At 66.9% G+C, this 24301-nt stretch carries 41 protein-coding genes and 2 CRISPR repeat arrays; of the genes, 12 read left to right on the top strand and 29 right to left on the bottom strand.

Annotated elements, in window-relative coordinates; genetic code table 11:
• Positions 1-31 precede the first annotated feature (31 nt).
• Positions 32-724 carry a hypothetical protein gene (locus BN976_RS29090; RefSeq protein ID WP_036376529.1) on the top strand — a complete coding sequence of 231 codons (693 nt, stop codon included), beginning with the start codon at positions 32-34 and terminating at the stop codon, positions 722-724.
• Positions 721-945 (top strand): hypothetical protein, encoded by a 225-nt coding sequence (locus BN976_RS29085; protein ID WP_036376526.1) that lies wholly within the window; start codon positions 721-723, stop codon positions 943-945. The genes BN976_RS29090 and BN976_RS29085 overlap by 4 nt, the downstream gene beginning before the upstream one ends.
• Before the next feature lie 41 nt (positions 946-986).
• Here the strand turns inward: BN976_RS29085 and BN976_RS29080 are convergent, their stop codons facing one another.
• From BN976_RS29080 to BN976_RS29070, 3 genes are all read right to left on the bottom strand, one after another.
• The gene (locus BN976_RS29080; protein ID WP_036376522.1) at positions 987-1217 is read right to left on the bottom strand and encodes a hypothetical protein; all 231 of its coding nucleotides are present in this window, start codon (positions 1215-1217) and stop codon (positions 987-989) included.
• Positions 1218-1300: 83 nt separating this feature from the next.
• The gene (locus tag BN976_RS29075) at positions 1301-1564 is read right to left on the bottom strand and encodes a DUF2442 domain-containing protein (RefSeq protein ID WP_051558627.1); all 264 of its coding nucleotides are present in this window, start codon (positions 1562-1564) and stop codon (positions 1301-1303) included.
• A 16-nt stretch (positions 1565-1580) separates the two neighbouring features.
• Complete coding sequence (locus BN976_RS29070) at positions 1581-1832, bottom strand: DUF4160 domain-containing protein (RefSeq protein WP_036376519.1); 252 nt, start codon at positions 1830-1832, stop codon at positions 1581-1583.
• Positions 1833-1985: 153 nt separating this feature from the next.
• Here BN976_RS29070 and BN976_RS29065 point away from each other — a divergent pair, with 153 nt between their 5' ends.
• The 7 genes from BN976_RS29065 to BN976_RS29035 all read left to right on the top strand — a co-directional run bounded on the left by BN976_RS29065 (position 1986) and on the right by BN976_RS29035 (position 4621).
• Entirely contained in the window at positions 1986-2240 is a 255-nt protein-coding gene (locus tag BN976_RS29065; protein WP_036376516.1) for a hypothetical protein, read from the top strand.
• A gap of 271 nt (positions 2241-2511) precedes the next feature.
• Positions 2512-3105 (top strand): DUF4190 domain-containing protein, encoded by a 594-nt coding sequence (locus BN976_RS32210; RefSeq protein WP_084182435.1) that lies wholly within the window; start codon positions 2512-2514, stop codon positions 3103-3105.
• 50 nt (positions 3106-3155) lie between these two features.
• Positions 3156-3497 (top strand): hypothetical protein, encoded by a 342-nt coding sequence (locus BN976_RS29055; protein ID WP_036376513.1) that lies wholly within the window; start codon positions 3156-3158, stop codon positions 3495-3497.
• A gap of 37 nt (positions 3498-3534) precedes the next feature.
• The gene (locus tag BN976_RS29050) at positions 3535-3810 is read left to right on the top strand and encodes a hypothetical protein (RefSeq protein WP_036376510.1); all 276 of its coding nucleotides are present in this window, start codon (positions 3535-3537) and stop codon (positions 3808-3810) included.
• Between the two features lie 50 nt (positions 3811-3860).
• On the top strand, positions 3861-4148 hold the full coding sequence (locus BN976_RS29045; RefSeq protein WP_036376507.1) for a hypothetical protein: 288 nt from the start codon (positions 3861-3863) through the stop codon (positions 4146-4148).
• Positions 4145-4324, top strand: coding sequence for a hypothetical protein (locus BN976_RS29040; RefSeq protein ID WP_036376504.1), 180 nt, complete (start codon positions 4145-4147; stop codon positions 4322-4324). The genes BN976_RS29045 and BN976_RS29040 overlap by 4 nt, the downstream gene beginning before the upstream one ends.
• A gap of 24 nt (positions 4325-4348) precedes the next feature.
• A complete protein-coding gene (locus BN976_RS29035) occupies positions 4349-4621 on the top strand; it encodes a hypothetical protein (protein ID WP_036376501.1) in 273 nt (90 codons plus the stop codon).
• A gap of 28 nt (positions 4622-4649) precedes the next feature.
• Here BN976_RS29035 and BN976_RS29030 read toward each other — a convergent pair whose 3' ends face one another.
• The 9 genes from BN976_RS29030 to BN976_RS33940 form a co-directional block, all read right to left on the bottom strand.
• Positions 4650-4997, bottom strand: coding sequence for a DUF4031 domain-containing protein (locus BN976_RS29030; RefSeq protein ID WP_109489689.1), 348 nt, complete (start codon positions 4995-4997; stop codon positions 4650-4652).
• Entirely contained in the window at positions 4994-5386 is a 393-nt protein-coding gene (locus BN976_RS29025) for a hypothetical protein (protein WP_036376498.1), read from the bottom strand. Before BN976_RS29025 ends, BN976_RS29030 begins: the two co-directional genes overlap by 4 nt.
• Positions 5387-5400: 14 nt before the next feature.
• Positions 5401-5643 carry a hypothetical protein gene (locus BN976_RS29020; RefSeq protein ID WP_036376495.1) on the bottom strand — a complete coding sequence of 81 codons (243 nt, stop codon included), beginning with the start codon at positions 5641-5643 and terminating at the stop codon, positions 5401-5403.
• Positions 5631-6185, bottom strand: coding sequence for a hypothetical protein (locus BN976_RS29015; RefSeq protein ID WP_036376492.1), 555 nt, complete (start codon positions 6183-6185; stop codon positions 5631-5633). The genes BN976_RS29020 and BN976_RS29015 overlap by 13 nt, the downstream gene beginning before the upstream one ends.
• Complete coding sequence (locus BN976_RS29010) at positions 6186-6413, bottom strand: hypothetical protein (RefSeq protein WP_036376489.1); 228 nt, start codon at positions 6411-6413, stop codon at positions 6186-6188.
• A 247-nt stretch (positions 6414-6660) separates the two neighbouring features.
• Positions 6661-7248, bottom strand: a complete 588-nt coding sequence (gene rnhA / locus BN976_RS29005) for a ribonuclease HI (protein ID WP_409366024.1) — start codon at positions 7246-7248, stop codon at positions 6661-6663.
• Entirely contained in the window at positions 7235-7471 is a 237-nt protein-coding gene (locus BN976_RS33670) for a hypothetical protein (protein ID WP_036376486.1), read from the bottom strand. Before BN976_RS33670 ends, rnhA begins: the two co-directional genes overlap by 14 nt.
• Positions 7472-7577: 106 nt before the next feature.
• Positions 7578-7808, bottom strand: a complete 231-nt coding sequence (locus BN976_RS28995; RefSeq protein WP_036376483.1) for a hypothetical protein — start codon at positions 7806-7808, stop codon at positions 7578-7580.
• Complete coding sequence (locus BN976_RS33940) at positions 7805-7966, bottom strand: hypothetical protein (RefSeq protein WP_158498056.1); 162 nt, start codon at positions 7964-7966, stop codon at positions 7805-7807. Before BN976_RS33940 ends, BN976_RS28995 begins: the two co-directional genes overlap by 4 nt.
• A 199-nt stretch (positions 7967-8165) precedes the next feature.
• Between BN976_RS33940 and BN976_RS33935 the strand changes: the two genes are divergently transcribed.
• Complete coding sequence (locus BN976_RS33935; protein WP_158498055.1) at positions 8166-8306, top strand: hypothetical protein; 141 nt, start codon at positions 8166-8168, stop codon at positions 8304-8306.
• Between the two features lie 55 nt (positions 8307-8361).
• Here BN976_RS33935 and BN976_RS28985 read toward each other — a convergent pair whose 3' ends face one another.
• From BN976_RS28985 to BN976_RS28910, 16 genes are all read right to left on the bottom strand, one after another.
• Positions 8362-9150: a hypothetical protein gene (locus tag BN976_RS28985; protein ID WP_085122394.1), complete on the bottom strand. Its 789-nt coding sequence runs from the start codon at positions 9148-9150 to the stop codon at positions 8362-8364.
• 235 nt (positions 9151-9385) lie between these two features.
• The gene (locus tag BN976_RS28980; protein WP_036376474.1) at positions 9386-9625 is read right to left on the bottom strand and encodes a hypothetical protein; all 240 of its coding nucleotides are present in this window, start codon (positions 9623-9625) and stop codon (positions 9386-9388) included.
• A gap of 5 nt (positions 9626-9630) precedes the next feature.
• On the bottom strand, positions 9631-9822 hold the full coding sequence (locus BN976_RS28975; protein ID WP_036376471.1) for a hypothetical protein: 192 nt from the start codon (positions 9820-9822) through the stop codon (positions 9631-9633).
• Between the two features lie 115 nt (positions 9823-9937).
• Positions 9938-10219 (bottom strand): hypothetical protein, encoded by a 282-nt coding sequence (locus BN976_RS28970; protein WP_084182431.1) that lies wholly within the window; start codon positions 10217-10219, stop codon positions 9938-9940.
• Positions 10220-10224: 5 nt separating this feature from the next.
• A complete protein-coding gene (locus tag BN976_RS28965; RefSeq protein WP_036376468.1) occupies positions 10225-10590 on the bottom strand; it encodes a hypothetical protein in 366 nt (121 codons plus the stop codon).
• An 86-nt stretch (positions 10591-10676) separates the two neighbouring features.
• A complete protein-coding gene (locus BN976_RS28960) occupies positions 10677-11123 on the bottom strand; it encodes a phosphatase domain-containing protein (protein ID WP_036376465.1) in 447 nt (148 codons plus the stop codon).
• The gene (locus tag BN976_RS34130) at positions 11123-11278 is read right to left on the bottom strand and encodes a hypothetical protein (RefSeq protein ID WP_165605294.1); all 156 of its coding nucleotides are present in this window, start codon (positions 11276-11278) and stop codon (positions 11123-11125) included. Before BN976_RS34130 ends, BN976_RS28960 begins: the two co-directional genes overlap by 1 nt.
• Position 11279: 1 nt before the next feature.
• Complete coding sequence (locus BN976_RS28955; protein ID WP_036376462.1) at positions 11280-11774, bottom strand: hypothetical protein; 495 nt, start codon at positions 11772-11774, stop codon at positions 11280-11282.
• Positions 11771-12466, bottom strand: a complete 696-nt coding sequence (locus BN976_RS34125; protein ID WP_051558624.1) for a hypothetical protein — start codon at positions 12464-12466, stop codon at positions 11771-11773. The genes BN976_RS28955 and BN976_RS34125 overlap by 4 nt, the downstream gene beginning before the upstream one ends.
• A gap of 184 nt (positions 12467-12650) precedes the next feature.
• Positions 12651-12977 (bottom strand): hypothetical protein, encoded by a 327-nt coding sequence (locus tag BN976_RS28945; RefSeq protein WP_036376459.1) that lies wholly within the window; start codon positions 12975-12977, stop codon positions 12651-12653.
• 164 nt (positions 12978-13141) lie between these two features.
• On the bottom strand, positions 13142-13372 hold the full coding sequence (locus BN976_RS28940) for a hypothetical protein (RefSeq protein ID WP_036376456.1): 231 nt from the start codon (positions 13370-13372) through the stop codon (positions 13142-13144).
• 3 nt (positions 13373-13375) lie between these two features.
• Complete coding sequence (locus BN976_RS28935) at positions 13376-13717, bottom strand: hypothetical protein (RefSeq protein WP_084182429.1); 342 nt, start codon at positions 13715-13717, stop codon at positions 13376-13378.
• A complete protein-coding gene (locus BN976_RS28930) occupies positions 13714-14070 on the bottom strand; it encodes a hypothetical protein (RefSeq protein WP_036376453.1) in 357 nt (118 codons plus the stop codon). Before BN976_RS28930 ends, BN976_RS28935 begins: the two co-directional genes overlap by 4 nt.
• Positions 14071-14231: 161 nt before the next feature.
• Complete coding sequence (locus BN976_RS28920) at positions 14232-15548, bottom strand: hypothetical protein (RefSeq protein WP_051558623.1); 1317 nt, start codon at positions 15546-15548, stop codon at positions 14232-14234.
• Between the two features lie 44 nt (positions 15549-15592).
• Positions 15593-17665: an ATP-binding protein gene (locus BN976_RS28915; RefSeq protein ID WP_235622172.1), complete on the bottom strand. Its 2073-nt coding sequence runs from the start codon at positions 17663-17665 to the stop codon at positions 15593-15595.
• A 93-nt stretch (positions 17666-17758) separates the two neighbouring features.
• Positions 17759-18079, bottom strand: a complete 321-nt coding sequence (locus BN976_RS28910; RefSeq protein ID WP_145977998.1) for a hypothetical protein — start codon at positions 18077-18079, stop codon at positions 17759-17761.
• A 375-nt stretch (positions 18080-18454) separates the two neighbouring features.
• Positions 18455-19325: a CRISPR direct-repeat array (repeat unit 24 nt; unit sequence GGATCAATCCCCGCCTACGCGGGG).
• A 218-nt stretch (positions 19326-19543) separates the two neighbouring features.
• On the opposite strand from BN976_RS28910, the gene istA reads away from it, so the two are divergent.
• On the top strand, positions 19544-21052 hold the full coding sequence (istA, locus tag BN976_RS28905) for an IS21 family transposase (RefSeq protein ID WP_084182462.1): 1509 nt from the start codon (positions 19544-19546) through the stop codon (positions 21050-21052).
• Entirely contained in the window at positions 21049-21855 is an 807-nt protein-coding gene (istB, locus tag BN976_RS28900; RefSeq protein WP_036376442.1) for an IS21-like element helper ATPase IstB, read from the top strand. Before istA ends, istB begins: the two co-directional genes overlap by 4 nt.
• A 174-nt stretch (positions 21856-22029) precedes the next feature.
• Positions 22030-22597: direct repeats of the CRISPR family, unit length 23 nt; unit sequence GGATCAATCCCCGCCTACGCGGG.
• 282 nt (positions 22598-22879) lie between these two features.
• Here istB and BN976_RS28895 read toward each other — a convergent pair.
• Positions 22880-24286, bottom strand: a complete 1407-nt coding sequence (locus tag BN976_RS28895; RefSeq protein WP_036368218.1) for an IS1380 family transposase — start codon at positions 24284-24286, stop codon at positions 22880-22882.
• Positions 24287-24301: the final 15 nt, after the last annotated feature.

Genomic DNA, 24301 nt, shown 5'->3' with positions numbered 1-24301 from the left:
ACCGTCAACGCAGACGTCTACCGTGCCGCCCATGAACCTGACTCGCCGCTTCATCCGTCCGGTCGCTTCGCTGTCGCTGGCTGCAGCGGCACTGCTCAGCTCGGTGTCCACCGCCGCTGCAGATCCCGGCGACCTGGACCCCACCGACGCCCCATTCAGCGTCATCGACACCGCTGCGCTGCCGCTGAATGACACTGCACGGTGGGAAACCGTGCTCGGCCACGACAGCAGCGCTGAAACCCTGCGCGGAATCACGATCTGCTCGATCAACCATGTCCCCGCCCCTGTGGACTTGGACCCGCGGTCACGGGCCGCCACACCGACGTTCACCGCGCAGCTGCGGCCCGGGGGCGATCCGCGGGGATGGGCGGCCACCGTCTCGGCTGCCGGCTACAACGGTGTCGCCGAGGCCAGTTACGCGCTGGCGTCCTACCGCCGCTACCTGGACGCCTGCCGAACTGCGCCGGAGACGGTCGCCCCGTACGTCAACGCCGCCGTCGGAACGTCCGTGCTGGACCCGACCGAGGCGCACGCCCTGATCGAGACCCACGACGCATGGATGGAGGTGTTCGCCGTGGCCACCAACGATGCGCTGGTTGAGACGGTCTTCACCCACCCCAAGGGCGGCCCGATCGAGTTCACCTACAACCCCGCGGCGGTGTTCGGAGCGCTCAAGATGGCCGATGTCGGCGCGCTGGCCCGGCCAGCCGTCAACCCGCTGTGAGCCTGCGGTTCACCGTCGGTGACCTTGTGGAGGTCGCCGACGAGTTGTGGAACCGCGCCGCGATCCGCGTGGTGGGCATCTCCGGCGGCGACGAACCGTACGTGCTGCAGCAGATCGACTCAGATACCGGTGCAGCGATCGGTGTTCAGTTCACGGCTTCCGACAGCGCGTTGATCCCTGCGCGGGCCGATGTGCTTGCCGAGTACAAGTACCTGAGTTGAGACCCGCAGCAGCGCAGCCGATCCGGTTGCGCTGCTGCACTTCACCACCCGAGGACCGCGGCCTGTCCCGCGCTGCGATCGGCGAACCAGTTGATCTGCTGCTTGGGTACCGCGACGCCGGCGTCACGCAGTGCGACCAGCCGCTGCAGGCAGTCATGCACGGATGGCTCGGCGAAGCGTTCGCCGGAGTGGGCCAGGCCCGGCCGGCGCACAACCTGGATCGTGTAGCCGCCGTTGCCGTCGGGCAGCACCGCGACGTCGTTGGTGTTCACGGCGCCCCCTTCCCGGCGCCGTGGCCGGCGTCCGCGTGCGCATCCTGGCGCAGCAGCGGCACGGCCAACACGACGCGGCGCGGCTACCAGCCCGATCGACCGGTTGCTTGTGCGTACAGCGTGTCCGGCGATATGTCGGCTTCGTTGGGCCAGGTCAGTGCCCCGTTCACGACCCCTACGCGGTCGAAGAACGCCCGATCCCGCAGCGGGTGGAACAGTGGACCACGCTCGAACAGGGAGCTGAGATCGAACCGGTGGGTCGTTCCGTCGGCGAAAAGCACTCGAACGCTGGGAAACTCGGGTACCACCTGCACGATCTTCCACGCGTGCTTCAACCCATACTCCACTTTTGGTTTCCTCCCGTCAGCTGATGCGCTCCGGCGCTTGCCCGCTCTCACACAGATCCCAATTTCGGGAGAGCTGCTCGCGGTGCGCTTGCGCCCATTCTCGCACCTTCTTGTCCTGCGACTTGGGCAGTTCTCCCTCGATCAGTTGCCCGTCGGAGATGGCGTACCTCGCCTCATCGCCGGCGTACGTCGCATGAAAATGCGGCTCCGGATGGTCGTAGGCATACATGTAGATGACGATCCCGAAGAACTCGGCAATGCGCGGCATGGGACGGGAACGTAGACCGCCAGCCCATTCTCGCCCTGCCGAGACGCGACCGCGGCGGTCAGTCAGCCATCACCGTCAGCGTAGGGACGTGACATCGGCGTGCTCCGCGCCGCGGGCGGACGCTGCTGCTTTCGGCGTGCAGCATCTGCAGCCATGACCTACAACGGATGGACCAACGACCACACCTGGGGAGTGGCCGGGGCCTGCGACAACACCGGCAGCTTCCAGGACACCGTCGCGCGGATCACCGCGGTCGCGCTTGGAGGCGACATCGCCGGTGCCGCAGATCAACTGCGAGACTCGGTCGCCGTGCGTGGCGCGGTGGCCTCGACGCTGCCGAGCTGGGTCGACCTAGCCGCCGTCAACTGGACCGAACTGGTCACGTCCTGGGCCCAGGACGCCGCGTGAGCGCCCCGAAGACGCTGACCGTCACCAACCTCGCCGGCCAGGTGACCGCCACCTACCCGGATTTCGACCCCGGCCGGCCGGTGCGGGTCGCCCCCAGATCGCCACGGCTCCAACGTCACCGCGGCCGAGGACGGCTGGACATTCCGGGGCCCGTCGCGGCATCCGCAGTACGCCATCGTCGAGCACACCGCCCACCGCGCCACCGTCGAGGTGGAGCGCACCCGGCTGTCACTGCGCGCCTGACCGGCACACCCCACGACTGGAGAAGCTGATGACCACCCCTGACCCCTACACCAGCAGTGGTTTGCCGCACGGTGTCCCACCGGTGCCGCATCCGGCGCCTCCGGGTCTCGGCGGGGCCTACCCGCCGGCGCTCCCCTACCCAGAGACGCCGACACAGTTGCCGCCGGAGATGACCCAGATGCACGTCCCTTCGACACCGCAGGTGGTGTACGGGCCCGCGCCGCAGGTCCCGATGCCACCGATGCCGCAGGTGGTGAATTCGACGCACCCGGCCCCCGGTCCGGTGATGTCGCCGACACCGGGCCATGCGCCTGGCTACCCGCCGCCTTACCCGCTGTCCCCGAAGACGAACGCCGCTGCGACAACCAGTCTGTGGCTCGGCCTCTCCGCGGTGTTCTGCCTGGGTTTTCTCACCGGCATCCCCGCGATCATCATCGGCCTCAAAGCCCGCAAGCAGATCGCTGCATCCCACGGCGGCGAGTCCGGCGACGGCATGGCGATCACCGGCATCGCTCTGGGCGCCCTGATGACGCTGGTATCAGCGGTGGGCTTGGTCGTGCTGCTGATCACGCTGGTGGCGGGCGTCATGGGGACAAGCTCCTCGCCCGCCTACATCTACTGAGTGCGCACGCGCAACGCATCTCACCACCCCCACGAACGGAGCCACGCACCATGTCGCTGTACACGACCACCATCGCTCTCGACGGAGACAAGCGTCAGATCATCGTGCACTGGGACGACAATGACCCCAACACGCACATCACCGCCCCGGTGACTGTGCCGGCCGCCGATCTGGATGAGTCCCGCCTGGAGCACGAGCTGGGGCGAATGGGTTTCCGGATCGCCTCCGCGGGCTCGGACAACGTGGGACGCGGATGGGCAGTCGTCTCGCGCCTGCACACTGACCGCCCGTTCTACAACCCACTCGACAGCAGCTGGTACGCCTACCTGCCCTCCGACGTCAAACGCGAGATCGCGTCGAAGTATCCAGGCTCGCGAGTCCCGGGCGTGTGACGCGCGATCAAACAACAGACAACCTGAAAGGTGCGACATGGCCGAATGGACCGCTGAGGACGCCGAGCAGGCGAAGGCCGAGGGATGGGGCCTCTTCGAGTGCGCTGGATCTGAGGATGGACCGTGGCAGCTGCAGAAGTTCGACGACCCGGACCAGCACGTCGGCGCTCCCTCTCCGTACCCCTTCGTCGCCGACGTCGATGTCTGGGTTCACGTGCGCACGGGCAAGACACCGCTACACCGAAAAGCGTTGGCGTTCCTGGCCGCGCACAACCCGCAGGAGCATGGCGCCATCTCCACATGGAACGCGTGACACCGCAGCCCGCACCCTGCCGCACTAATCCGAAACCGTAAGGAGAACCCGTGTCCAACCCGCCCAACAACGAGTACCGCAAGCTGTACGCCGGCGAGCAGGTGAAAACCGCCGACGGCGTAGTCCTCGCCGACGGGCTGCGCGTGTTCACCAACAACCTTGACCGCGGTGTCGTGGATCTGCGCCGCGCCGAGTACGAGTGGAACAGCGCCGAGAACCGGTACTCACTCTGGTTCGACGTCCGCGTCGATACCACCTACGACGGAAAGAGCGCCGACCGCGAGGTCCAGCAGTCCGACGACCGCGTGGCCACACGCTTCGAAGGGCGCGCAGCGTGAACTGGTTGCAGATCGACGACCTTCGGTGGACCGGCGGCGACACCTCCGGCAACACCGCCGAGCTGACCCTGACGGCCGGCACCTGGGTGGTAGCGGTGAACGGGAAGCAGGTCGGTAACGCCACGCTGGTGGATGCCCAGCGACTCGCCGAGTTCAACGCCAAGCTCCGCGTGTAGTCGCTCGACGAGAAAGGAATCGACATGTTCACCAAAGGCACGCAGGTCGAGGTGTACAGCGGACCCAACGTCCGCGACGAGACCGGGAACCCGTTCTGGTACCCCGCGGTAGTGTCCAGCGGCCCGATCCCCCTCAACGCGGGACAGCAGGGCTACTACGTCCTCGGCGTCGGGCCCGCGGCGTACCCCTTCGATCAGTACGCGAAGAACGAGTCCGACCTTCGCCCGGCGATCGCTGCGCGGGCCGACCTCGATGAGCGATACCGGGCGTTCTGCCGCTGGGCCGGAGTGAGCTGACCCCTGATCGTTGACCGCGCGAGCCGACTCAGCCGGTCTGCGCGTCAACGCTTCTCGTGCGGGCGATGGCCGCGGCGACACGTGAGTCCACCGGCACATGTGTCGCCGCGCGCCGGCGACGGATCAGCTCCGCCCGTTCCGGGCTCAGGTAGCCGATCGCGACGGCGCCGGCGGCCAGAGCCTGGCGGCGCATCGTATCGCTGACCTCGTAGTGCGCGATCGGTGAGTCCAGCTCACGGGCCGAGTGCCGGCCGAGTCCCAGTCGGCCCGCGAAGACGTGCAGTTCGATCTCACTGTCGGCCAGCAACTGCGACCAGTGCACCTCGTGTTGGCCCGTCCGCACCGGCAGGCGCATGTCGTCGACGTAGACGGTCACTGCGGACCAGCGCTGTCGGTGTCCGCGCACAGGACGGCCCAGCTGTCGTCGATCAGCTTACGGACGTTTGCGCGGCCTTCGCGACCGAGTTCAGCCGCTGCTGTGCGCACGAGAAACGGTGCGGTGTAGTGGTGCTCAGGGGCTTTCGAGTCGCTGCCGATCGTCAGGCGCAACATGGCGTAGGCCGCGACGTAGATCATCGCAGCTATAGATTGCAGCGGGCTGTCGGCCAACAGGTTGTGCGCCCGCCAACGGACCAGGACACACTGCAGTTCAGGTATCGCGGTTCCCGCGTTGGCCGCGGCGTATGCGGCCACATCGCGGTCGTTCCAGTCGATCATCAGATCCAGTAGCAAAGCGCACGCCTGCGCGTCAGTCTCGGGGTTCATGCGTCAGGTCCCGTTCAGGACCAGGCGCGGGTGCGCAAGAACCGGCCGTCCTCTACTTCGATCACGCCGTCGGACACAAGATCCTTCGCGGTGCCGGAGTCCGCGGCGCTCGCCCCGGTGGCGTCCGCCCACTGCGCCACCACATCGTCCCACGGCGCGGCGCAGAGCGCGTCGATGCGCGCCGCCTCGTCGAGGTTGTTGAACCACGAGGTCAGCGTCTGAGCCACGCGGGCCTGTTCGGCGGTTACCGGGGGCATGAGTCTCCGTTCGATTCGCTGCTGTCAGTGTGCCCGCCGTGCAGAGGTGTCGGCGACGGCGGCGCTGCGGGCTCCAGCACGTCTCGGGAACCGAACATCCCCGACTCAGAGATCCAGCCCACGACCTCAAGCGCGAAGTCCCCGTTGCAGTGCCAGGGGAAGTCGCCGGTACAAGGGCCGGCGGGCACGCTGCGATGCTGTCGCTGGACCTCATACAGCTTCCGCACGATGAAGCCCAGGAACGCATCCGAGTCGTAGACCTTTTCGGGGAGGTGGGTGCACTCCGCGATGATCATCGCCACCTGGATAAGGTCTGGCCAGCCGATACTTTTCTCAAGCTGGGCACTCGACGCGATCTCTGTGAGTGATGCGACCGCTGCGCATTCCCAGCCGACGTGCTCTTTGAGATAACTTGTGCGGGCACGGTAGTCCGCGCCGTACCGGGCTTCTCGCTCGAAATACGCGTCGAAAACCGCTTCGCTCATCTCCGGGATCGACGGGTCGGCGTAGTCAGACGGATCGACACCGGTGTCATCGGACATCTATCGATTCTCCTGTTCACCACATTGCGCTGGATCCGTGTTCATCACGCCCAGCTCGCACACCGCGACAGCTGCGGGTTCCAGCAGCACGGCCCGACAGGAGGCGCAGAGCCAGTCACGCGTCACGCCGTTGAACTTCAGTGGCTCGTAACGCTTCTGGTGATCGCCGTCGCAGGCGTCACAGACGCTGAGCGGGATGGAAGGACGTGACAGTGCGGGTGCGCTCATTGGGGGATCCTCGATCCGTCACGTCTCGCCGTGGCGTGTAGGTCGAACTCCTTGCGCAGCTGCATCACCCAGCATGCGCGGTTAGCTGACCCGTCAGAATGGAATGTGCGGTCGGCTACGTTCGAATACACCGATTCTTTCCCACATACCGGGCACGTGTTCCAGTACATCGACAGGTTCGCCTCTGTTCCCAGGGTGCCGTACAGCTCCCCCAGGTCGCGGCGCTCGGATGCGCTGAGCTTGCCGGCTACCATCTTCCGTTGCCCTCCCCTCCACTGCGTGGGCCACCGCGGCGGGCCGGTCTACCCCGCCCTGGTCGTCTGCTTCCCTGGCGCGGTGCGCCGACAGCACCGGTCGATCCGCCGAACTCGACTGCGCCACGGGTGGCTAGCTTGTCGGCCAGCTCGTTTCCTTCGTGTCCGGCATGGCCTTTCACCCACCGCCATTCGATGGCAAACTGTGCGGCCAGCTCGTCGAGCCGGCGCCACAGGTCGTCGTTCTTCACCGGCTGTCCAGCCGCGGTCTTCCACCCTTTGCGTTTCCAGCCGGAGATCCAGCTGGTGATGCCGTTGCGGACGTATTGGCTGTCGGTCCACAGCTGCACCGGCGAGCCGGGCACGGTGAGGACGGCCAGGGCCTCGATCGCAGCGGTGAGTTCCATGCGGTTGTTGGTGGTGTGACGGTCCCCGCCCAGGATCTGCTTCTCGTGCTCACCGAAGCGCAGCACGGCACCCCAGCCGCCGGGCCCGGGGTTCCCGTGACAGGCACCGTCGGTGTAGATGACGACGGTCTCAGCAGGTGCGATAGCCACCGCACTTGGGTCAGCCAATGACACGGCCGACCTCCACGGTGGACGGGACCGCCACGTCAAATACGGCCGTGCGCAACACGATGCGGGATCCGTCGCGGTCATGACCGATGACCTCGACCGGTCCCTCACACGCCGCCACGCGCTGCTCCCGGGTGGTCTCGGTGAGCGCGTAACGGGTCAGCGGTGCCAGGTGGATCCGGTCCCCGGCACACAGTTGCGCCGGCAGCGTCGGCTTAACCTCGGACATCTGTTCTCCTCTGTAGCCTGCCCGGATCGTGTCAGATCCCGCATCACTGGTGGGTCCACACGCGACGCCACGCCGAACACCGCGGCGAGTTCCGTGTCGGAAGCAGTCAGGGGTTGCGCGCGGCGTCAGCCGCGAGCTTCGCCACGTGTAGCGACGGATAACCGGACCCGACCACCGTCGCAGTTCCCTGTCGGTCGTACAAGCCGGCGACCCATTCTCCGGCGTCGTTGAGCGTGACATATGCCGCACGGTGACCGCCGGCCACTGTGGCGATGTGGTACTCGCAGTCGCCCTGCTTCTGGACGGCCCAGCCGCCGTATCCAGGCCAGGTGTTCACGACGCGAAGCCGTCGTGTTCGCCGGCATCGAACTTCGCATCCCAGTTCGTGTCGCGGTCGACGTGCCCAGAAGTGAATCCGAAATCGACCTGCCGCAACACCTCTTCGAGGTAAATGCGGGCGTCTTTGGCCGGGACGTTGATGGTGATGGTCGCCACTGTGTGACTCACTTTCTCGGTGCGGATACGTGCGCCCACGCTAGAACCGGTGCCGCTCAGGCTGCGTGCCCGGCGCGGCAGGGGCCCATGACGTGCACCTCTGGCCAGCCGGGACGTGACAGTCGCGCCGCGGGCCCGGTGCGCCGGCATCGGCGGCCTAGCTTGCGCACGTCACTGCTGCTGCACCGAAAGGCACCCCATGAGCCGCCGACGCGACGATGACGACGACTACGGTTCCGACGAGCCCGACTTCGAGCAGATGCGCGAAGACAACTTCGATGAAGAGGCCGCGACCGAGCGCGCCGAGCGCAGCTACGAGCGGGCCATGTTCGGCGACTGAAAACACCTGTGCCGCAGCTGCGACCAAACACGACTGCAGCACACGCGGCACAGCATCAGGAAAAGACGTAGCTGCACGGGATGTCGACGAGCGGACCTTCGAAAGCCTCGCCGGCGATCGTGACGCGAAAGTAACCCCGGGGGCAGTCCTGTCCGGGCTCCGCGCTGTCAACACCGATCGGCGCTGCGGCCAGCAGATCGCCGAACTGCTGACCGATCCGCGATTCCGCCCCGTCCGAGCGAAGATCGTCGACCACTATTTCGGCGAACACCGCCGCGGGGTCGTCTTCGTCAAGCGGGTCATAGGCGCCGCGGGTATCAATCACGCAGTCGAGAATGATCGCCTCCAGCGCATCGCGGGCGGGAACACGGTAACGGCCGGTATCGACGAGCGCATCCCAGTCGACCGCGAACTCACGCTGCGTGTCCCCCGCGCGTTCTTCGGGGGTGCATGACCGGCGCAGGGGCTGATTGTGGCTCGCGGACCAGGCACGCAACACGTCCCGCTGGCGCATGTCGAACGTGGCGTTCGGGCCGCGGTCCTGGGGCTCGCAGCGGTAGCCGGCCAGCAGTGCGGCAAGGATGAACGTCCCGTTGGTGATGTACTCGCCGGCCAGGCGCTCGTAGACGTGCTTGAGACTGTAGGAGTATGCGTTCGGGTTGATCCGCGTTCCGCGCGGATATGTCGCCACGAGATGATCGACCACCCGCTGTACCTGCGCGTGGGCAGCATCGCCGCTCCACGGTGTAGGACTCGGGTCCTCACGGAAGCCGTGCCAAGTAAGCTGCGGGTACTCCGAGAGCACAGCGGCGATCGCGTCTGGTGTGATCTCTACACGCGACATGAACTCGGGTTCCTATCGACGGTCCGCGCTACGACAAGCAGCCGCGCAGAAGCTGATTGGTGTCGATTGCGACGAGTGTGAGGCGCCGCGGCGTCGAGGTCCACTAGCGAGTGCCGACACGCGGACAAGCAGGGTCAGAAGTGCGCGAATGACGCGTGACCCGACGCGTGTTCAAGATGCTGGTACAGCGCCCCGTGGCCTGCTCGAAATGCCAGCCCACCGGAGCAGCGACGGCTCAGTTCAGCACCGCCAGCACCACCACTTCGTCGTCGGCGTAATCCCAGGCGACCGGGGATCCGGTAACGAGATCGCGCAGGTTCCAGCGCCCGGTGCCGGCGCGACGTGCTCCGTTGTACTTCGATACCTGCCCAGCAGAGTCCCAGTGATCCCAGTCGTCGTCTTTGAGTGCGACGACGTAGCGGAACGTGTCGGGGGTCGCGGCTGCCGGGTCGATGACCGAGTCAGGGATGTCCATGACGGCTACAGTCCTTCGATCTCGCGCTTGGCCTCGGCGATACGCGCGGCGTCGGTGTGCGCCGTGGAGTCGAAGCTGGACAGCGCGCAGTCGTCGGGGCCGTACACGGTGAGGGTGTCCGAAGACTCGTGGTCGCCGTAGTCGTCGACCTCCAGCCGGTAGGTCTGGCCCCGGTGGTCGAAGTGAAGTTCACGCATCAGGCGATCCAATCGTCGCGGTCGTTGTCTTTGACGCTGTAGCGGTCGGTGCGGGCGAGAACGGCGATGGCGGCGTCGATCTCGGACTGGGTGGGTTCGTTTTCTGCCACGGTGATCAACCCCCTTCCCGGCGGTATACGTCGCCTTCGACGTACTCGATGTGGCTGCCGTCGACGTTCGAGACGGCCTGCCAGTGGTAGTCAGCTTCCACCGAGTGCACTTTCCAGTAGGTGCGGTCCAGCGCACCGATCAACTGGTTGTCACCGCCCGATCCGGCGAAGAACGCATCCCCGCTGCTCGGTGGGTGCTGCGCGTTGAGCGCCGCGATCAACTCATCGGCGGTCTTCGCCGTCCGCGCTCCGGCCAACGCGGCGTCCACTTGGTCCCAAAATCCCACGCTGGTCAGCTCTCCGCTCGCACGGCCAGCACCCAGGTGTTGTTCTCCAGGATGGGCGTACAACCGACGACGACAGCCGAGACGTGCCCAGCGACAAGGTCGTCGAGGAGTCCGTCATAGTTTCCGCGGTGCGGAGCGGTGACCGAGGAGTGGTACTGGAACGCGGTCCAGGGTCCGACGGTGAACGCCATCCGCCCCCGATCATCCGCCGATTCCGGCACCTCGTAGCTGGACCCGATGTCCTCGCTGCTGCCGCCGCCACGATGCGGGTCGGCGGAGAATCCGTCGTTGTCCCGAGTGACGATCAGATCCAGGTCATCGAGGTGCATGCCGGCGATGCGCTGGTGGACCTGCTCGCGCGTCAGTGCCATGTGTCTGGGCCTCTTTCCGGCTGTGCTGTTAGGTCGTCGGCGCCAGGAGAGCACGCGCCGCGGTGCAGAGCTGGGTAGGGCGCGACTCACCCGGCCCAGCCCGGGACCACCGTGGTGGGGATTCCCAGTTCCTGCCACAGCGCGACGATGCTCGGGTTGTCATCGATGGCTTCGACGATGCGGTAGTCGTGGTCTCGCAGCAGGATCTCGTGGATTCGCCGCTTGACCTCAACGTCGGGACGCACGTCGTCATCACCGCGCATGAACGGCCCGACGAACGGCACAGTCAGATGCCGTTGCAACCAGGCGCGGGTCAGCCCCTCCCACTGGTAACGGCGCGCGGTAACGACCACGATGGTGCGTCCGGCCCGGTGGTGACGTTCGACGAAATCCAGTGTCTGCGCGATCGGCGGGCACTGCGCGGATGCGGCGTGGAAAGCGTCGAAGTTCTTCGGGCGCTCCGCGATGTGGTGGCGCACGGTCGAGACATCGCATAACGTGCCGTCGACATCGACGATGACCGCCTCGGCCATCAGCCCTCCATCTTTGCCGCGACCCACTGCCAGTAACCCAGCCTGGTGTCGCCGTTGGCGACCTCGTACTTCCAGTCCGCCGACGGGTACGACGGCGACTCGCCCCACACCCCGAACGTCGCCTGCAACCCTTGCGCTACGTTCTCCAGATCCATCTCAGCCTCCTTGCTTCTGTTCGCGTGCTGTCGCGCTGCGCAGCATCATCTCGGCGTGGTCCCTGTGCTTTTTCAGCGCGACGTAGCGCTGCAGGGCCGCGTCCATGCGCTTCCGATGCCTGGCGTTGCGCTTCGGTCCGAGTCCGACACCTCCGGCCGCCGCACGGTCCCCGAGATCAACGCTCGCCGATACCGCGGCCATCTGCGCGTCGAGCGCCTGGACCCGCTCACGCCAAAACGAAGCAGGACGGTAGCGCCGCGGGGCCGCCACCCGCTTCGGTGGCGGCTCGGGCAACTCGACCAGATCCTCGTCGCCGGCACGCACGAACGTCTCCAGCGTCGGCGCCAGGAGCGCTTTCGCGCCCGGTCGCGGCTCGTACTGCGCCATGAACTCGGCCTGGCGCGCCAGCAGCAGTTCCATGTACTGGTCGCCGGTCAGCTTGCGTGCCGGTGCCCCCGCCGCATCGGTGGGGGCACCCTTGATGGTCGCCGTCACGGCTTGTGTCCCCGGAGTTTGTTGGTGGCGGTCAGGGTGGTGTTCTGACCACAATGGCTGCACGTGCCGTAGTTGCCTGCGGCATAGCCCATCCGGGCTGTCTCGCGCGGGTAATCCCGGGTTCCCGATCCGGGGCACCGGGCGGCTTTCTTCGCGGCGGCCTGGGTCTCGTAGAAGTTGGTCCACTCCACGGGAGCGCTGGGGAAGCACACTGTGCACAGCAACGCACCGTGGGTGGCCACCGCGTCGGCCTCGGTCAGCGCTGACAGGTCGGTCAGCCAGCCGAACTCGGTGGGTGTCTCGCCCTTGTTGCAGGTTGAGCAGGCGGTGCTGGCGTGGATGTGTCCGCCGGCGACGAGAAAGAACCGCGACCAGCGGCCGTTGGCGGCATAGACATCATCGAGTGCGGCGCGCTCAGCGAGCAGGTCGGCCAGGGATTCCTCGATCGTGGCTATCTCGTTGCACCGCAGCGCGATGCGGGAATCCTCGCCGCTGCAACGATGTGCCTGCGAAAGCACGTCCTCAGCGGCGGTGTCCTTGTGTGCACCGAGAAGGTCGCGCAGCCTCGCGATGTGGCCGGTGCGGGAACGCTGATGGCGTGCGATCTGGCTGCCGACCTCGGCCAGCTGCCGGTCAGTCTGGCGTGCCAGCTCGCGCAGCGTGTCGGCGACGGCGACGGCGGTGGTGGTCATACGGGCGGCTCCCCAATCCCCTGTTCTCCATTTTAGAGATTAGCCGCACATGTCGACAGCGCGCAACGCAGCGCCCGCCGGGAGATGTCACGTCCTCGGCATGCACCACGTCCCGGTGGGCATTTCAGCCGCGGCGGCACACACCGTTGCGATCTGGAGGACGTGACAGCAGGCGCTTGCCGCCTCACTCGCCGGCGGCATTGACGAGCTGCCACGCACGCGCCAACTCCAGAGCCGTGATCGGGTGCGACTGCCGGTCGAAGCCGCCGTTGCCGCCGCGTGGCGGGTCGATCTTCACGAAGCGGGTCGTGCGGGCGCGGCCTTGGCCGGCGACCTGGACGATACGGATGCAGCTGCCGTCGGTGTGCAGCCGTCGCGACGGTTCCACCAGCGAGACCGCACCGATGTGCTGCCAGACCTGGCCGACAGCCAGGTGCAGCGCGGCTGCATGTTCGCGCAGGTGTGCCAGCGTCGCTGCTTTGACCGCACGCTTCTCGTCTGAGAGTTCCACCGCCGGTCAGTCCAATTCGCACTCGCCGCAGTCACGCCCGCACGGCGGCTCCCCTGCGCAGGTACACCCGTGCAGCGGCTGGCCGCACGAGCACCGTGGCCGAAGTTCACGGATCAGCCGGCATTCTGCACCGGGTTCAGTGCCGGGCGCGTGGTTCCGGGTGCTCACGCCTGCCCCCGCACGATGATTTCGTCGTCGGCGTAGGTCCAGTCGATGGGCGTCCCGTCGAGGCTGCGCACCTGCCAGTGACCCGACGCGGGGTCGCGCACGCCCAGGTAGGTCGCCCACTGCTCCGGGCCGGTCCAGTGATCCCAGTCGTCGTCGTGGAAAGCGATGCGATAGACACGGCCAGCAGCGGCGCTGGCGGGTTCAATCACCGATGTGGGTGTGTCCATGGCTCAGTTCCCGTCGCTGTCGTCCAGTGAAGCGAAGCGCGCCCGAAATCGTGCGTTGGACAGCACCTCGAACCCGGTGGACAGCGCGACGATCCAGTCGCCGTCCAGCGCCGGGACCGGCCCGGTGCTGGTGGCGACGATGACCCAGCGCAGATCAGCGCTGTCCGGGTGGTCGGTGCAGCCGCCGACACCGACGTTGGCCGACGGACACAGCGCCAGGATGTCGGCTTCGGTGGTCGCGCCGAGCACGACGCGCACAGCGTCGACGTCGACTGCACGCGCGCGGAATCGGCCGGCGACCGCTGGTGTCGGCGGTGCGGGCAGCCGAAGCGACGGGATCGTCACAGCCGGTACCTGTCATCGAGCAGCACCAGTTCGTGAACGCCGTCGGCGGCGCGCTCGAATCCGATGATGACCGGCCCGTCGTGGCCGTAGCGGGCGTAGTAGACCACCTCGTCGGCGCTGACGCGGTACTGCCCGCCGCCGTAGCCGGGCAGCGGCGTATCGATCTCGGCGCTGTAGGCCTCGGCCAGCCAGGCACCGTTACGCACATCGTCGGTCGGCTCCGTCGCACTGCGGTCGTAGAACGCCCTGTGGGAGTGCACGTTTCCGGTCAGTCCACGCACCGGCTCATCACCGAGTTCGCGAAGATGGGCGACCAGCTCCCCGAGCGTGAGCGGGACGTAGGTGGTGCTCATCGCCGCGCCAGGCTCTCGCGAAGCCGGTGCATCGGCGACCATCGACGGCGGTAGACGCGGCAACTGCAGAAGGGTGCACAGCAGTCAGTTCCGGCGCGGTGGTGCTGGTGGGAGGTGTAGCTGTGCCCGCAGCGGCGGCAGTCTGTGTGAAGCACTGCTATCTACTCCCCTGCCCCGCGCTTGCGGTTATTCCAGGCCCGCGTCACCGGGCCGATGAACGAACGTGCGCGCGGGACGAGCGGGACAACATCGCGGACAACGGGCTCGGCTTCCGTTGCCCGATCAGCGGTGTCCTCATCAGCGCCGCTGTCATCGTCATCGTCATCGTCATCGTCATCGTCATCGTCATCGTCATCGTCATCGTCATCGTCATCGTCATCGTCATCGTCATCGTCATCGTCATCGTCATCGTCATCGTCATCGTCATCGTCATCGTCATCGTCATCGTCATCGGACCCCCCGTACTCCTCGTTGTCGAGGTCGTAGTCGGTGGGCCAGTCGGTGTCGTCATCGTTGTCGCTGTCGCCGTGGCTGTCGTAGTCGTCGCCCCAGTCCGTGCTGTCGTCGTCCTCGTCGTCGGTGTCGTCGAAGACAGCCACCGCGAACCGGGCCGGCGGCTGGTTCTCCTCGCGGCTGGCGTACTCGTCGGAAGCCTCGAAATCGGGCACCGTGCGGATGTTGTCGATCACCGCGTCCGAAATCTGCTCACCGTCGTGGCGCGCGGCAACCGTGAGGCGGCACACCCGCATCTTCTCGGCGTTGTGGTCGGCGGGCACCGAAACCACATCGGCGGGATCGACCAGCACGACCAGCATCTGATCGCTGAAATGGCTTGCATAGCTGTATGTTCCGACGTGCAGCCCCACCGAGCAGGCAGAGTGCCGCTCAGAGTCGACCAACCCGCGGTCCATCCACACGGTCGCCCCGACCGGGTACGGGATGTTCCCGGTGACAGTCTCGCTGGTGCCATCCTGGTGCACCACAGTCACCGGCTCGCGACCGGCGTGAGCCGAGAAGCCGTCGTTGCGCACCGACTTATACCCGACGATCAGACCGTCGGTGGTCAGCGTGAAGCCACCGGCCTTGAGCCAGCCGAAAAGCTGTGAACGCGACGCCTCGGACGGGTTGCGCTCCAACCGGCGCAGAAACTCCCCCAGCGGTGCCAGGTCAGCGTTCTCCCGGGCCAGCCGCAGTGCGGTGGACAGCACCGTCTCCGCCACCGGGTCACCGTGGGTGATCCGGTAGGCATCGTCAGCGTCGTCGTCGTTTCCGTCCACCACCGATACCGCTTCGGCGACAGCCGCTTTCACGGTGACGCGCACGACGTCCACCATGGTCTTGATCGTGGCGAAGTCCTGGCCGTGGTCATCGACCAGATAGGACCGCACGTTCTGGTAGGCGGGGTCAGCCGCGCCGACCATCACGGTGTCGGCACCCTCGGTGACGATGATGGAGTTGGCGTCGATGAATGCGCGCATGGTGTGTGTTTCCTTGTCTGTCGGGGTGTGGTCGTCCGCGCCGGTCAGGCGGCGTCGGCGGTGGAGCTGGACGTTGCGGGCATCCGCGGCGGGGTGTGCACGAGATTGTCGATGAATCCCTGCTTCTCGTTGTCGAAGGCAGAGCCGCGCAGATGCTCCAGCAGCGGGTACGCGCGCCGAATCGCCGTCAACAGGTCGGTGACCTCGCGCATGTACTGGCCCGCCAGGCCGATGCTGCGTGCGCGCTCCATCACCGCGGTGTGCGCCGCCGGTACGGCCTTGCACGCAGCTTCGATCTCCGCTGCCCGGGTCAGCACGGCGCGCAGCGGGTGGGTCGCGTCCACCTGCGACGCGGCGGTCGCGGCCAGCGTGAGGCGAACGCGGTCGCCGTGCCAGTAGGACTGAGAGTCGATGGCAGCGGCGACCAGTTCGGTCTCGGTCCACCCGACGGTCTCGGCGGCGAACCGCGCCTTGGCCCATTCGTGGTAGGTCTGTGCGACGGGCACTGCGGCCAGCAGCGGCCCCGGCTTGCGGCGACCGAGGTATACGGCCACCGCGTTGGACCCGGCGATGCGCTGGTCGTAGGTGCGGCCGCAGTCCTCTTCGAGGTAGAAGACCGGCAGTCCCAGCGCGGCGATCTCTGCTCCGGTCAACAGCTCCTGGTGCTGTGGGCGGTCATCGCTGATGACGCGCATCGTCATGTATCCGGCCAGACCGCTGCGCGGGGCGCGCGTGGTCGCGGTGGCGGCCAGCCACTCGGTGAAGCTGTAGACGGTGACGCCAGGGGTGTCGGCGCTGATCGGCCATACCTGTCCGGTGTCGGTGTCGCCCTCACCCAGGATGGGCAACTCGACACGGTCCTGGCCTTCGACGATGGGGACCACCCACCGCGCCTCGGGGTGTGTGTCGGCCATCATCGTGGCGAAGCTGCGCAGGCCGCGCCGTGCTGGCACATCGGTCACCACCACAACGTCTTTGAGCGCACGCTCAGCTGAGAGCGCGGTGAACACCACCTCGTCTTCTCCGGCGATCTTCCAGCGGCGGCGCTGGGTGCGCCGTCCCTTCTCCGACCCGTGCCGCACACCCGCGCCGGCGGGCACAGCCGCGTGGAACGGGACCGGCAGCAGATCGGCGCGGGCCACGTCACCCAGGACGCTGGCGCGCAGGGTGGCCGCAGCGTGCACGTCGGTCAGCGCCAGGGTCGCCACCTGCTCAGCCAGGTCGGCGTAGAGGACGGCGAACTCGGCCAGCGCGGCGTCCACCGCGGCCATCGTGCGTTCGGTGGCGACCACCGACTCACGGCTCGGGGTGTGGTCGAACGAACCGATGGGCAGTTCGATGACCGCGCCCTGCAACTTGGTCGCGCCGAGCACCCGGTTGGTGACCTCGGGGACCGCGCTGAACAGGGTGCCGCCGGAAAGCACGGCGACGGTGCGAGCACCGGCGCGCAGGCAGCCGACGGGGCCGATCCAGCGCAGTCCGCCGGTCAGGCTCGCGACTGGCTTGCCGTCCACCAGCACCGCCCCTGCGGGGTGTGCGGACGCCACCTCGGTGATGACTGTGTTCCACGTGTCGAGCTGGCCGGCGACCTCCACTGCGATGGTGATCGTGGTGCCGTTGGGCAGGTCGGAGGGCGAGTCGGCCAGCAGCACCTGATGGGTCAGGTCACGTGCGGCGCGCACCAGGGTGCGACGCCCTGCCTTCACGGTGTCCACCAGGAATGATTCAGCAAGGGTCAGAGCGGATTTCGCGCCGACACCGAGTCCGCCGATCTGGTCGTTGCTGTCGCGCTTGGTGGAGGCGGCGAACGCCAGGAACGTGTCTTCGACCTCGGCTGCCGACATCCCGACACCGGTGTCGGCGACGACGAGGTTGGGTTCCAGCTCGGTGGGGCTGGTGACGCGCACCGGCGCGGTGCTGCCTGCGACGCGGGTGGCGTCCACGGCATTGGAGACGTACTCGCGGACTACGGCCAGGCGGCGGTCGGCGTAGAGGTTGATGAGGATGTCCATCATGCGCCGCGCGCCTTCGGGGTCCACGCGACTTGCCATCGTCGGCGCGGCGTCGGCGGCGTCGCCAGCGGTGACCAGCGTGGAGGCGGGGGCGGGAAGGCGCATCGTCAAAACTCCTGTTTAGGGTGTGGGTCGTTCTCTGTTTTAGAGAATACATGCGAGCACCGACAAGTGCGAACACTCATCCAACGGCGCTGCTCATCCGTCGTTTTCGGCCAGGATTCCGTCGTCGACGAGCCACTGCACGAGGTTGGCCGCGACTGTCGGAGTGTGCGGCCAGCCCAACGCACGTAGATCGTCGTGGGGACCGGGAATGCGGCGCTCGATGGCCGGCTCCAGCACCTCAATGCACCACGTGACCGGATCGGCGCCCCACTGCTCGGGACCGAGACCGGTCAGCACCGCCGCGGCGAACTGCCGTGCCACACAGTCGCGGTCGGGCCAACCGAGATCATCGGCACTGCGGCCCTCCAGAAACATCGCCGCCTGCGCAGCTGCTCGTGACGTGGTGACAGACATCGCTTCTCCTCGGGTAGGCCGGGCGCGGTGAGTCCATCAGCCGCCGGTCCCGCGCACCTACCCGCGCGGACCGACACGCCGACAACAGCGGAAGCACAAAGTTGTCAGGGACGTGACAGTGGCTGCTCAGGACCATTCGGGACCGCGGCGTTGCCGATAGATCGATCCCCGCGAGGGGAGGCACACTCGGCCTGAGATAGATCCCCGCCTACGCGGGGAAACAACAGCGACATGACCACATCTCCGAACCAGTCAGATCAACCCCCGCCTACGCGGGGAAACCGCGTCGGTGCGCGACGACTTGTTGGCGAAGCTGGATCAATCCCCGCCTTACGCGGGGGAAACTGCTGTTGCCGGAGCGCTCGCCGTCGGTGACGGATCAATCCCCGCCTACGCGGGGGAAACGCGCGAGCCCGGCGGTTCTCCCTCTTCTTTCAGGATCAATCCCCACCTACGCGGGGAAACTGGTACCTGCGATTTCAGCCGCCGTAGCCGCTGGGATCAATCCCCGCCTACGCGGGGGAAACGATCTCGTCCGGCGGTGCACCGGTAACGCGGTGGATCAATCCCCGCCTACGCGGGGAAACATCGCGCCAGCGGCGGGGCCGGAACGGTCGCGGGATCAATCCCCGCCGACGCGGGGGAAACAACGTCGTCACGTGCACAGCAATCACCCGCTCCGGATCAATCCCCGCCTACGCGGGGAAACCCTGCTTCGAGACGCGCGGCGGCAGCGGCCACGGATCAATCCCCGCCGATGCGGGAAACCTGGGCGCGCTCGCGGTGAAGGATCTCGCAGAGGATCAATCCCCGCCTACGCGGGAGAAACGGCAGCGGGGCATCCACGTAAATCACAGCGCTGGATCAATCCCCGCCTACGCGGGGAAACCTGCCGAACTGCTGCGGTGCGGGCAGACGCTGGGATCAATCCCCGCCTACGCGGGGAAACCTCGGCGTGCTGCTTGGCCCGTCGCGGTTGCTGGGATCAATCCCCGCATACGCGGGGAAACGGCGGGAGGCCGGGTGTGGGTGGGCCCGGGACGGATCAATCCCCGCCTACCGGGGAATCCCGGAGACCTTCGGCGGCAGTTCGAGGGAGTCGGATCAATCCCCACCTACGCGGGGAAACTCGTGGACCGCTGAGAAGTGCTGCGCGCTGTTGGATCAATCCCCGCCTACGCGGGGAAACGGACGCGCCGCGCTCCGCAGCCATTTGCGGAACGGATCAATCCCCGCCTACGCGGGGAAACTGGCCTTGGTAGGCGTTGGTGAGGACGGTTTCGGATCAATCCCCGCCTACTGTCCGTGGCCATGAAAAAGTACCCGCTGGTGGCCAAGTAGAGGTCCCCGCTGGTGGCCAGATAAAAGTCCCCACCCCGTGTTCGTCGTGTCGATCAGGAACTGTGGGCCCCGATGGTGACGGTGAAGGTGCCAACCAAACGCCACCACCACCGGGGAGTTCCATTGAAGTCTGCGAAGGACCGCATGGACATCATTTCCGCCTACCAACAAGTCGGGTCGTACCGAGGTGCTGCCGACCTCTGCCACACCACCCCCAAGACCGTCAAACGGATCGTGAGGAAGTTCGAAGCCGGCGATAACGCACCGCCACGGGCGCAGCGAGCCCACAACTACGACGCGGTGACCGATCTGGTCGCCGAACGTGTCGCGAAGTCCCAGGGTCGGATGTCGGCCAAGCGGATGCTGCCGATTGCCCGGGCCGCCGGATACGAGGGGTCTGCCCGCAACTTCCGCCGACTGGTCGCCGAGGCGAAAGTGTTGTGGCGCAATGAGCATCATCGGGGTCGACGCCCGGCGGTGTGGTCACCGGGTGAGTACCTGGTCATCGACTGGGCCCAGGCCGCGCCGGGATTGTTCCTGTTCTGCGCGGTGCTGGCGTTCTCGCGGTGGCGGTTCGTCGCGTTCGCCACCGACCAGAAAGCCTCCACCACGTTGGCGTTGATCGCTGAAACGTTCAACGCGATCGGCGGCGTGCCGGCCCGGGTCCTGGCAGATCGGATGGCATGCCTCAAGGGCGGGGTGGTCGCCAACGTGGCGATCCCGACCGCCGAATATGTGCGACTGGCCGGCCATTACGGGTTCGCACCGGACTTCTGCCACGCATCGGATCCCGAATCGAAGGGGATCGTGGAGAACTTGTGCGGTTACGCCCAACGTGACCTGGCCGTCCCGTTGTTAACCGAGGCCGCCATCGCGGGCCGCGGTGTCGATCTGCGGGCCGCCAACACGGCGGCCAGGGCGTGGTGCGCCGAGGTCAACGACGCGCTGCATTCGGAGATCTGCGCCATTCCCGTCGAGCGTCTGATCGTTGAACGTGAACTGCTGCAACCGCTACCGTCACTGCGGTTGCGGATCGGGGCACCCTCGGTGCTGCGCAAGGTCGACCGACTGTCATGTATCCGGTATGCCTCGGCCCGCTACTCGGTGCCGACCCGGCTGATCGGGTCCAGCGTGGCGGTGGTGCTCGATCACGGCGCGGTCTGCCTGGTCGAACCCGCCACCGGGACAGTCGTGGCCGAGCACGAACTCACCGCGCCGGGCAGTGCCTCGATCCTGGACGCGCACTACGACGGGCCACGACCAGCACCGCATCGGGGGCCGCGACCTCGGACAACGACTGAGCAGCAGTTCTGCGCTCTGGGCGCGGATGCCGAGGCGTTCTTGGTCGGGGCGGCAGCGATCGGCAACACCCGACTGGGCTCTGAGTTGGAGGTCCTGCTCGGGTTGGGTGCCGCGCACGGCACCGACGCCTTGACCGCGGCGTTGCGCCGGGCGGTGGCATTTCGGCGGTTCCGTGCCGCTGACGTGCGCTCTATCCTGGCTGCCGGCGCGGGAACACCGCAACCCCGCCCCGCCGGTGACGCGTTGATCCTGGACCTCCCGATCGCCCCGACGCGGTCCTTGGATGCCTATACGGTCACACCCGCTGCCGACGGTGGGGTCACATCGTGACCGCTGCATCTAAAGCCGCTAAAACCGTTGCACCGCTGTCAGTTCCGCCGCTTTCGGCCGATCTCGACGCAGGATTGCGCCGACTCAAGCTGGCCGCGATCCGCCGCACCGCACCCGAAGTGCTGATCACCGCGAAGACCCAGCGCTGGACCCCCGAGGAGGTGCTGCGGACCCTGGTCGAGACCGAACTCGCGGCCCGGGATGCCTCCAACGTCGTCAACCGGCTCAAGGCCGCCGGCTTCCCAGTGACCAAGACACTCGAGTCGTTCGACGTGGCCGACTCTTCGATCCAGCCGAAGGTGTTCGACTACCTATCCAGTCTGGAATGGGTTCGCACACAACAGAACCTGGCCATCATCGGACCCGCCGGCACAGGCAAGTCGCACACCCTGATCGGGCTGGGCGTCGCCGCCATCCACGCCGGGCACAAGGTCCGCTACTTCACCGCCGCCGATCTTGTGGAAACCCTCTACCGCGGCCTGGCCGATAACACTGTCGGCAAGATCATCGAATCCCTGCTGCGGGTCGATCTGATCATCCTCGACGAACTGGGCTTCGCACCACTCGATGACACCGCCACGCAACTATTATTCCGGCTCGTCGCCGGCGCCTACGAACGCCGATCCCTGGCCATCGGATCACACTGGCCATTCCAAGAATGGGGCCGATTCCTGCCCGAGCACACCACAGCGGTCAGCATCCTCGACCGGCTCCTGCACCACGCCACCGTCGTCATCACCGACGGCGACTCCTACCGGATGAAAGACGCCCACCACCGCAAGGAGGCCGCCCCACAAAACTAGAAATCACCACACGGGGTGGGGACTTTTATCCGGCCACCAGCGGGGACTTCCACTTGGCCATTGACACCTACGCGGGGAAACCTGCCGCTGGTGTCAGCTTTGGCGACCAGGCCGGATTAATCCCCGCCTTACGCGGGGAAAGTCGACTCCCAGCCGCAGGTGCCGACCGTCTGTGGATCAATCCTCGCCTACGCGGGGAAACATCGGCGTACCCGCCTCGGTGAGGCCGGGCGCGGATCAATCCCCGCCTACGCGGGGAAACAGGTCGGGCTCAGCGTCAGCGCGGTGTCGCGCAGATCAATCCCCGCTTACGCGGGGAAACTTCAGCCCCGCCCGTCCAATGTCCGAATCCGAGGATCAATCCCCGCCTACGCGGGGGAAACTGCTGTTGCCGGAGCGCTCGCCGTCGGTGACGGATCAATCCCCGCCTACGCGGGGGAAATAGCGGTCAACCGGTGCAGATACGTTTCCAACGCGGATCAATCCCCGCCTACGCGGGGGAAACAACCTCGTCAGTGATGAAGTGCTCGCGGGTCAGGATCAATCCCCGCCTACGCGGGAGAAACCTGGAAATCGGGACCGTACTAGGAGTCTCGACAGATCAATCCCCGCCTGCGCGGGGAAACACACCCTCCACGCGGTCGACACGCGCTGGGAAGGATCAATCCCCGCCTACGCGGGGGAAACGGCAGCAGCCAAAGCCGTCGCGCCGTCGGTCAGGATCAATCCCCGCCTACGCGGGGCAACGCCGACCCGAGGTGGTAGAGGAACTGCTGTGGGATCAATCCCTGCCCACCGGAGGAATCCGAAACATGTTCTGCAGCTTCACAATAGACGTTATCGTTTTGTTGCCTAGCCCGGATTTTGCATCGAAGTTGATGTGGGTGCGGTTCGGCTGCTGAATTGTGTTGCGGGGTGGCGGTTTCGGCGTAGTGGAGTGGTTGATCGTCCCGTGTCGCCGGGTGGGGCGGGCTTTCCCGAAGGCCTGGTCTTTCGTGGTCGGTGGGTCGGGTGGGCCGGAGTTCTATCTGAAGGCGGTGCGGATGGTCTGCCAGGCGGTGGCGATCGCGTGCGCCCATCGCCAGGTGGCATCGATGCGTAGCCGTAGTTGTCGGGCGCTGCGGGTGATGCGGGCCGCCACGTGCAGGACCCGGTAGCGGAAGGTGGTGATTTCGGCGCGGGCCAGGCCGGTCTCGGTGCGGAAGCCGATCAGTCGTGTCCAGGTGACCAGGTCGGCGGCGGCAAGGACGATTTCCAGCCAGGCGGCGTTGGCCCAGAACGAGTGGCACGGCAGGTTACGCAGGCCGGTGGCTTTGAGTTCGCGGATGCGGTCTTCGACGCGGGCGTGCTGGCGGTGGCGCAGTTCCAGGCCGGCGACTTGGCCGGCCACGACACCGGGTGGTGTGTCGGTGATGAAGGCGGTGACCCGCATCCCGTCGGCGTCGGTGAACCGCAATTGGGCGCCGGGGTGGGGGCGTTCTTTGCGCAGGATCAGTCGGGTGCCCGGTGGCCAGGAGTCCAGGTTGACCAGGTCGGTGGCCTCAGCGATCCAGGCGCCGTCACGGATACCACCGTCGGTGTCGATCGCCGGGTACCAGCATTGGCCGAGGTTGAGGGTGTCCACCGCGTCCTGCACGCGGGCATCGACGGGGTAGCCGAAGGAGAACCCCACCCCCTGTTCGCGGCAGGCGTCGGCGAACTTGTGGGTGGCTCCGGCGGTGTCGCAGCGCACCAACACCTTGGGTGCTTCAGGGTTGTCGGGAGTGGCGGGGTCGGGCCGACACACCGGCGCAAGGGCGGCCAGTGCCTGGGCCAGGACGATGATGTGATCACTGGCGGTGTTGGAGCCGGCGTTACCGGTGCGCAGCAGCCCGGCCAGAGCTTCCCCGCCGGCGATCTCGGGGCGGTCCAGAAACGCCAGCAGCGGGTGCAGGCCGAACGTTTTCTTCCAGGTCGGGGCCGCGCCGTGCTTGTTGTCGGAGTGATCGATGACCAGGGTGGCATCGATGTCGATGTGCAGCCAGTCATCGCCGGTGGGTGCGGCTCCGGCGGCCCAGGCCGCCGCGCGCGCCGCGGCGCGCGCTGCTCGCACTGCGGGTAGGTGGGCGGCGTCGATGCGCTCATCGACCAGTCGCCACATCGTGGTGGTGGAGGCTTTCGCGCCGAAGGCGTGCTCACGATCCCCGCACAACTGGCCGACGGCGTCGATGCAATCGGCGCCGTCGGCGACCGCGGCCGCCAGGTCGGCGAACACCTCCCCGGGCGCATACACCCACGGGCCGCGGTAGGTGTCGGCCAACGCGGCGGTCACCTGCGTCGATAGCCCGGTCCAGTCGGCGAGTTCGCGCAGCATGGCCATCCCGGCATGCGACACGACGCCATGGCCGTCGGCGGACACTTTCACCCGTGATGTGGTCGCGATATTCTTCACCTGCGAGGTGCCTTT

Source organism: Mycolicibacterium austroafricanum (assembly GCF_000612725.1).
Classification (GTDB): domain Bacteria; phylum Actinomycetota; class Actinomycetes; order Mycobacteriales; family Mycobacteriaceae; genus Mycobacterium; species Mycobacterium austroafricanum.
This window is presented reverse-complemented; position numbering and strand designations above follow the sequence as displayed.

Bases quoted from the DNA above. Each gene is read 5' to 3' on its own strand.
- BN976_RS29050 (WP_036376510.1), top strand. From the start codon at position 3,535: ATGGCCGAATGGACCGCTGAGGACGCCGAGCAGGCGAAGGCCGAGGGA.
- BN976_RS29035 (WP_036376501.1), top strand. From the start codon at position 4,349: ATGTTCACCAAAGGCACGCAGGTCGAGGTGTACAGCGGACCCAACGTC.
- BN976_RS28960 (WP_036376465.1), bottom strand. From the start codon at position 11,123: ATGGCCGAGGCGGTCATCGTCGATGTCGACGGCACGTTATGCGATGTC.
- BN976_RS28965 (WP_036376468.1), bottom strand. From the start codon at position 10,590: ATGGCACTGACGCGCGAGCAGGTCCACCAGCGCATCGCCGGCATGCAC.
- BN976_RS28940 (WP_036376456.1), bottom strand. From the start codon at position 13,372: ATGGACACACCCACATCGGTGATTGAACCCGCCAGCGCCGCTGCTGGC.
- BN976_RS28910 (WP_145977998.1), bottom strand. From the start codon at position 18,079: ATGTCTGTCACCACGTCACGAGCAGCTGCGCAGGCGGCGATGTTTCTG.
- BN976_RS33670 (WP_036376486.1), bottom strand. From the start codon at position 7,471: ATGTCCGAGGTTAAGCCGACGCTGCCGGCGCAACTGTGTGCCGGGGAC.
- BN976_RS29010 (WP_036376489.1), bottom strand. From the start codon at position 6,413: ATGAGCGCACCCGCACTGTCACGTCCTTCCATCCCGCTCAGCGTCTGT.
- BN976_RS33935 (WP_158498055.1), top strand. From the start codon at position 8,166: ATGAGCCGCCGACGCGACGATGACGACGACTACGGTTCCGACGAGCCC.
- BN976_RS34130 (WP_165605294.1), bottom strand. From the start codon at position 11,278: ATGGATCTGGAGAACGTAGCGCAAGGGTTGCAGGCGACGTTCGGGGTG.
- BN976_RS29090 (WP_036376529.1), top strand. From the start codon at position 32: ATGAACCTGACTCGCCGCTTCATCCGTCCGGTCGCTTCGCTGTCGCTG.
- BN976_RS29020 (WP_036376495.1), bottom strand. From the start codon at position 5,643: ATGCCCCCGGTAACCGCCGAACAGGCCCGCGTGGCTCAGACGCTGACC.
- BN976_RS28930 (WP_036376453.1), bottom strand. From the start codon at position 14,070: ATGAGCACCACCTACGTCCCGCTCACGCTCGGGGAGCTGGTCGCCCAT.
- BN976_RS28920 (WP_051558623.1), bottom strand. From the start codon at position 15,548: ATGCGCGCATTCATCGACGCCAACTCCATCATCGTCACCGAGGGTGCC.
- BN976_RS29015 (WP_036376492.1), bottom strand. From the start codon at position 6,185: ATGTCCGATGACACCGGTGTCGATCCGTCTGACTACGCCGACCCGTCG.
- BN976_RS29065 (WP_036376516.1), top strand. From the start codon at position 1,986: ATGACCTACAACGGATGGACCAACGACCACACCTGGGGAGTGGCCGGG.
- BN976_RS34125 (WP_051558624.1), bottom strand. From the start codon at position 12,466: ATGACCACCACCGCCGTCGCCGTCGCCGACACGCTGCGCGAGCTGGCA.
- BN976_RS28975 (WP_036376471.1), bottom strand. From the start codon at position 9,822: ATGCGTGAACTTCACTTCGACCACCGGGGCCAGACCTACCGGCTGGAG.
- BN976_RS29055 (WP_036376513.1), top strand. From the start codon at position 3,156: ATGTCGCTGTACACGACCACCATCGCTCTCGACGGAGACAAGCGTCAG.
- BN976_RS29025 (WP_036376498.1), bottom strand. From the start codon at position 5,386: ATGAACCCCGAGACTGACGCGCAGGCGTGCGCTTTGCTACTGGATCTG.
- BN976_RS29070 (WP_036376519.1), bottom strand. From the start codon at position 1,832: ATGCCGCGCATTGCCGAGTTCTTCGGGATCGTCATCTACATGTATGCC.
- BN976_RS28980 (WP_036376474.1), bottom strand. From the start codon at position 9,625: ATGGACATCCCTGACTCGGTCATCGACCCGGCAGCCGCGACCCCCGAC.
- BN976_RS28915 (WP_235622172.1), bottom strand. From the start codon at position 17,665: ATGCGCCTTCCCGCCCCCGCCTCCACGCTGGTCACCGCTGGCGACGCC.
- BN976_RS28985 (WP_085122394.1), bottom strand. From the start codon at position 9,150: ATGTCGCGTGTAGAGATCACACCAGACGCGATCGCCGCTGTGCTCTCG.
- BN976_RS32210 (WP_084182435.1), top strand. From the start codon at position 2,512: ATGACCACCCCTGACCCCTACACCAGCAGTGGTTTGCCGCACGGTGTC.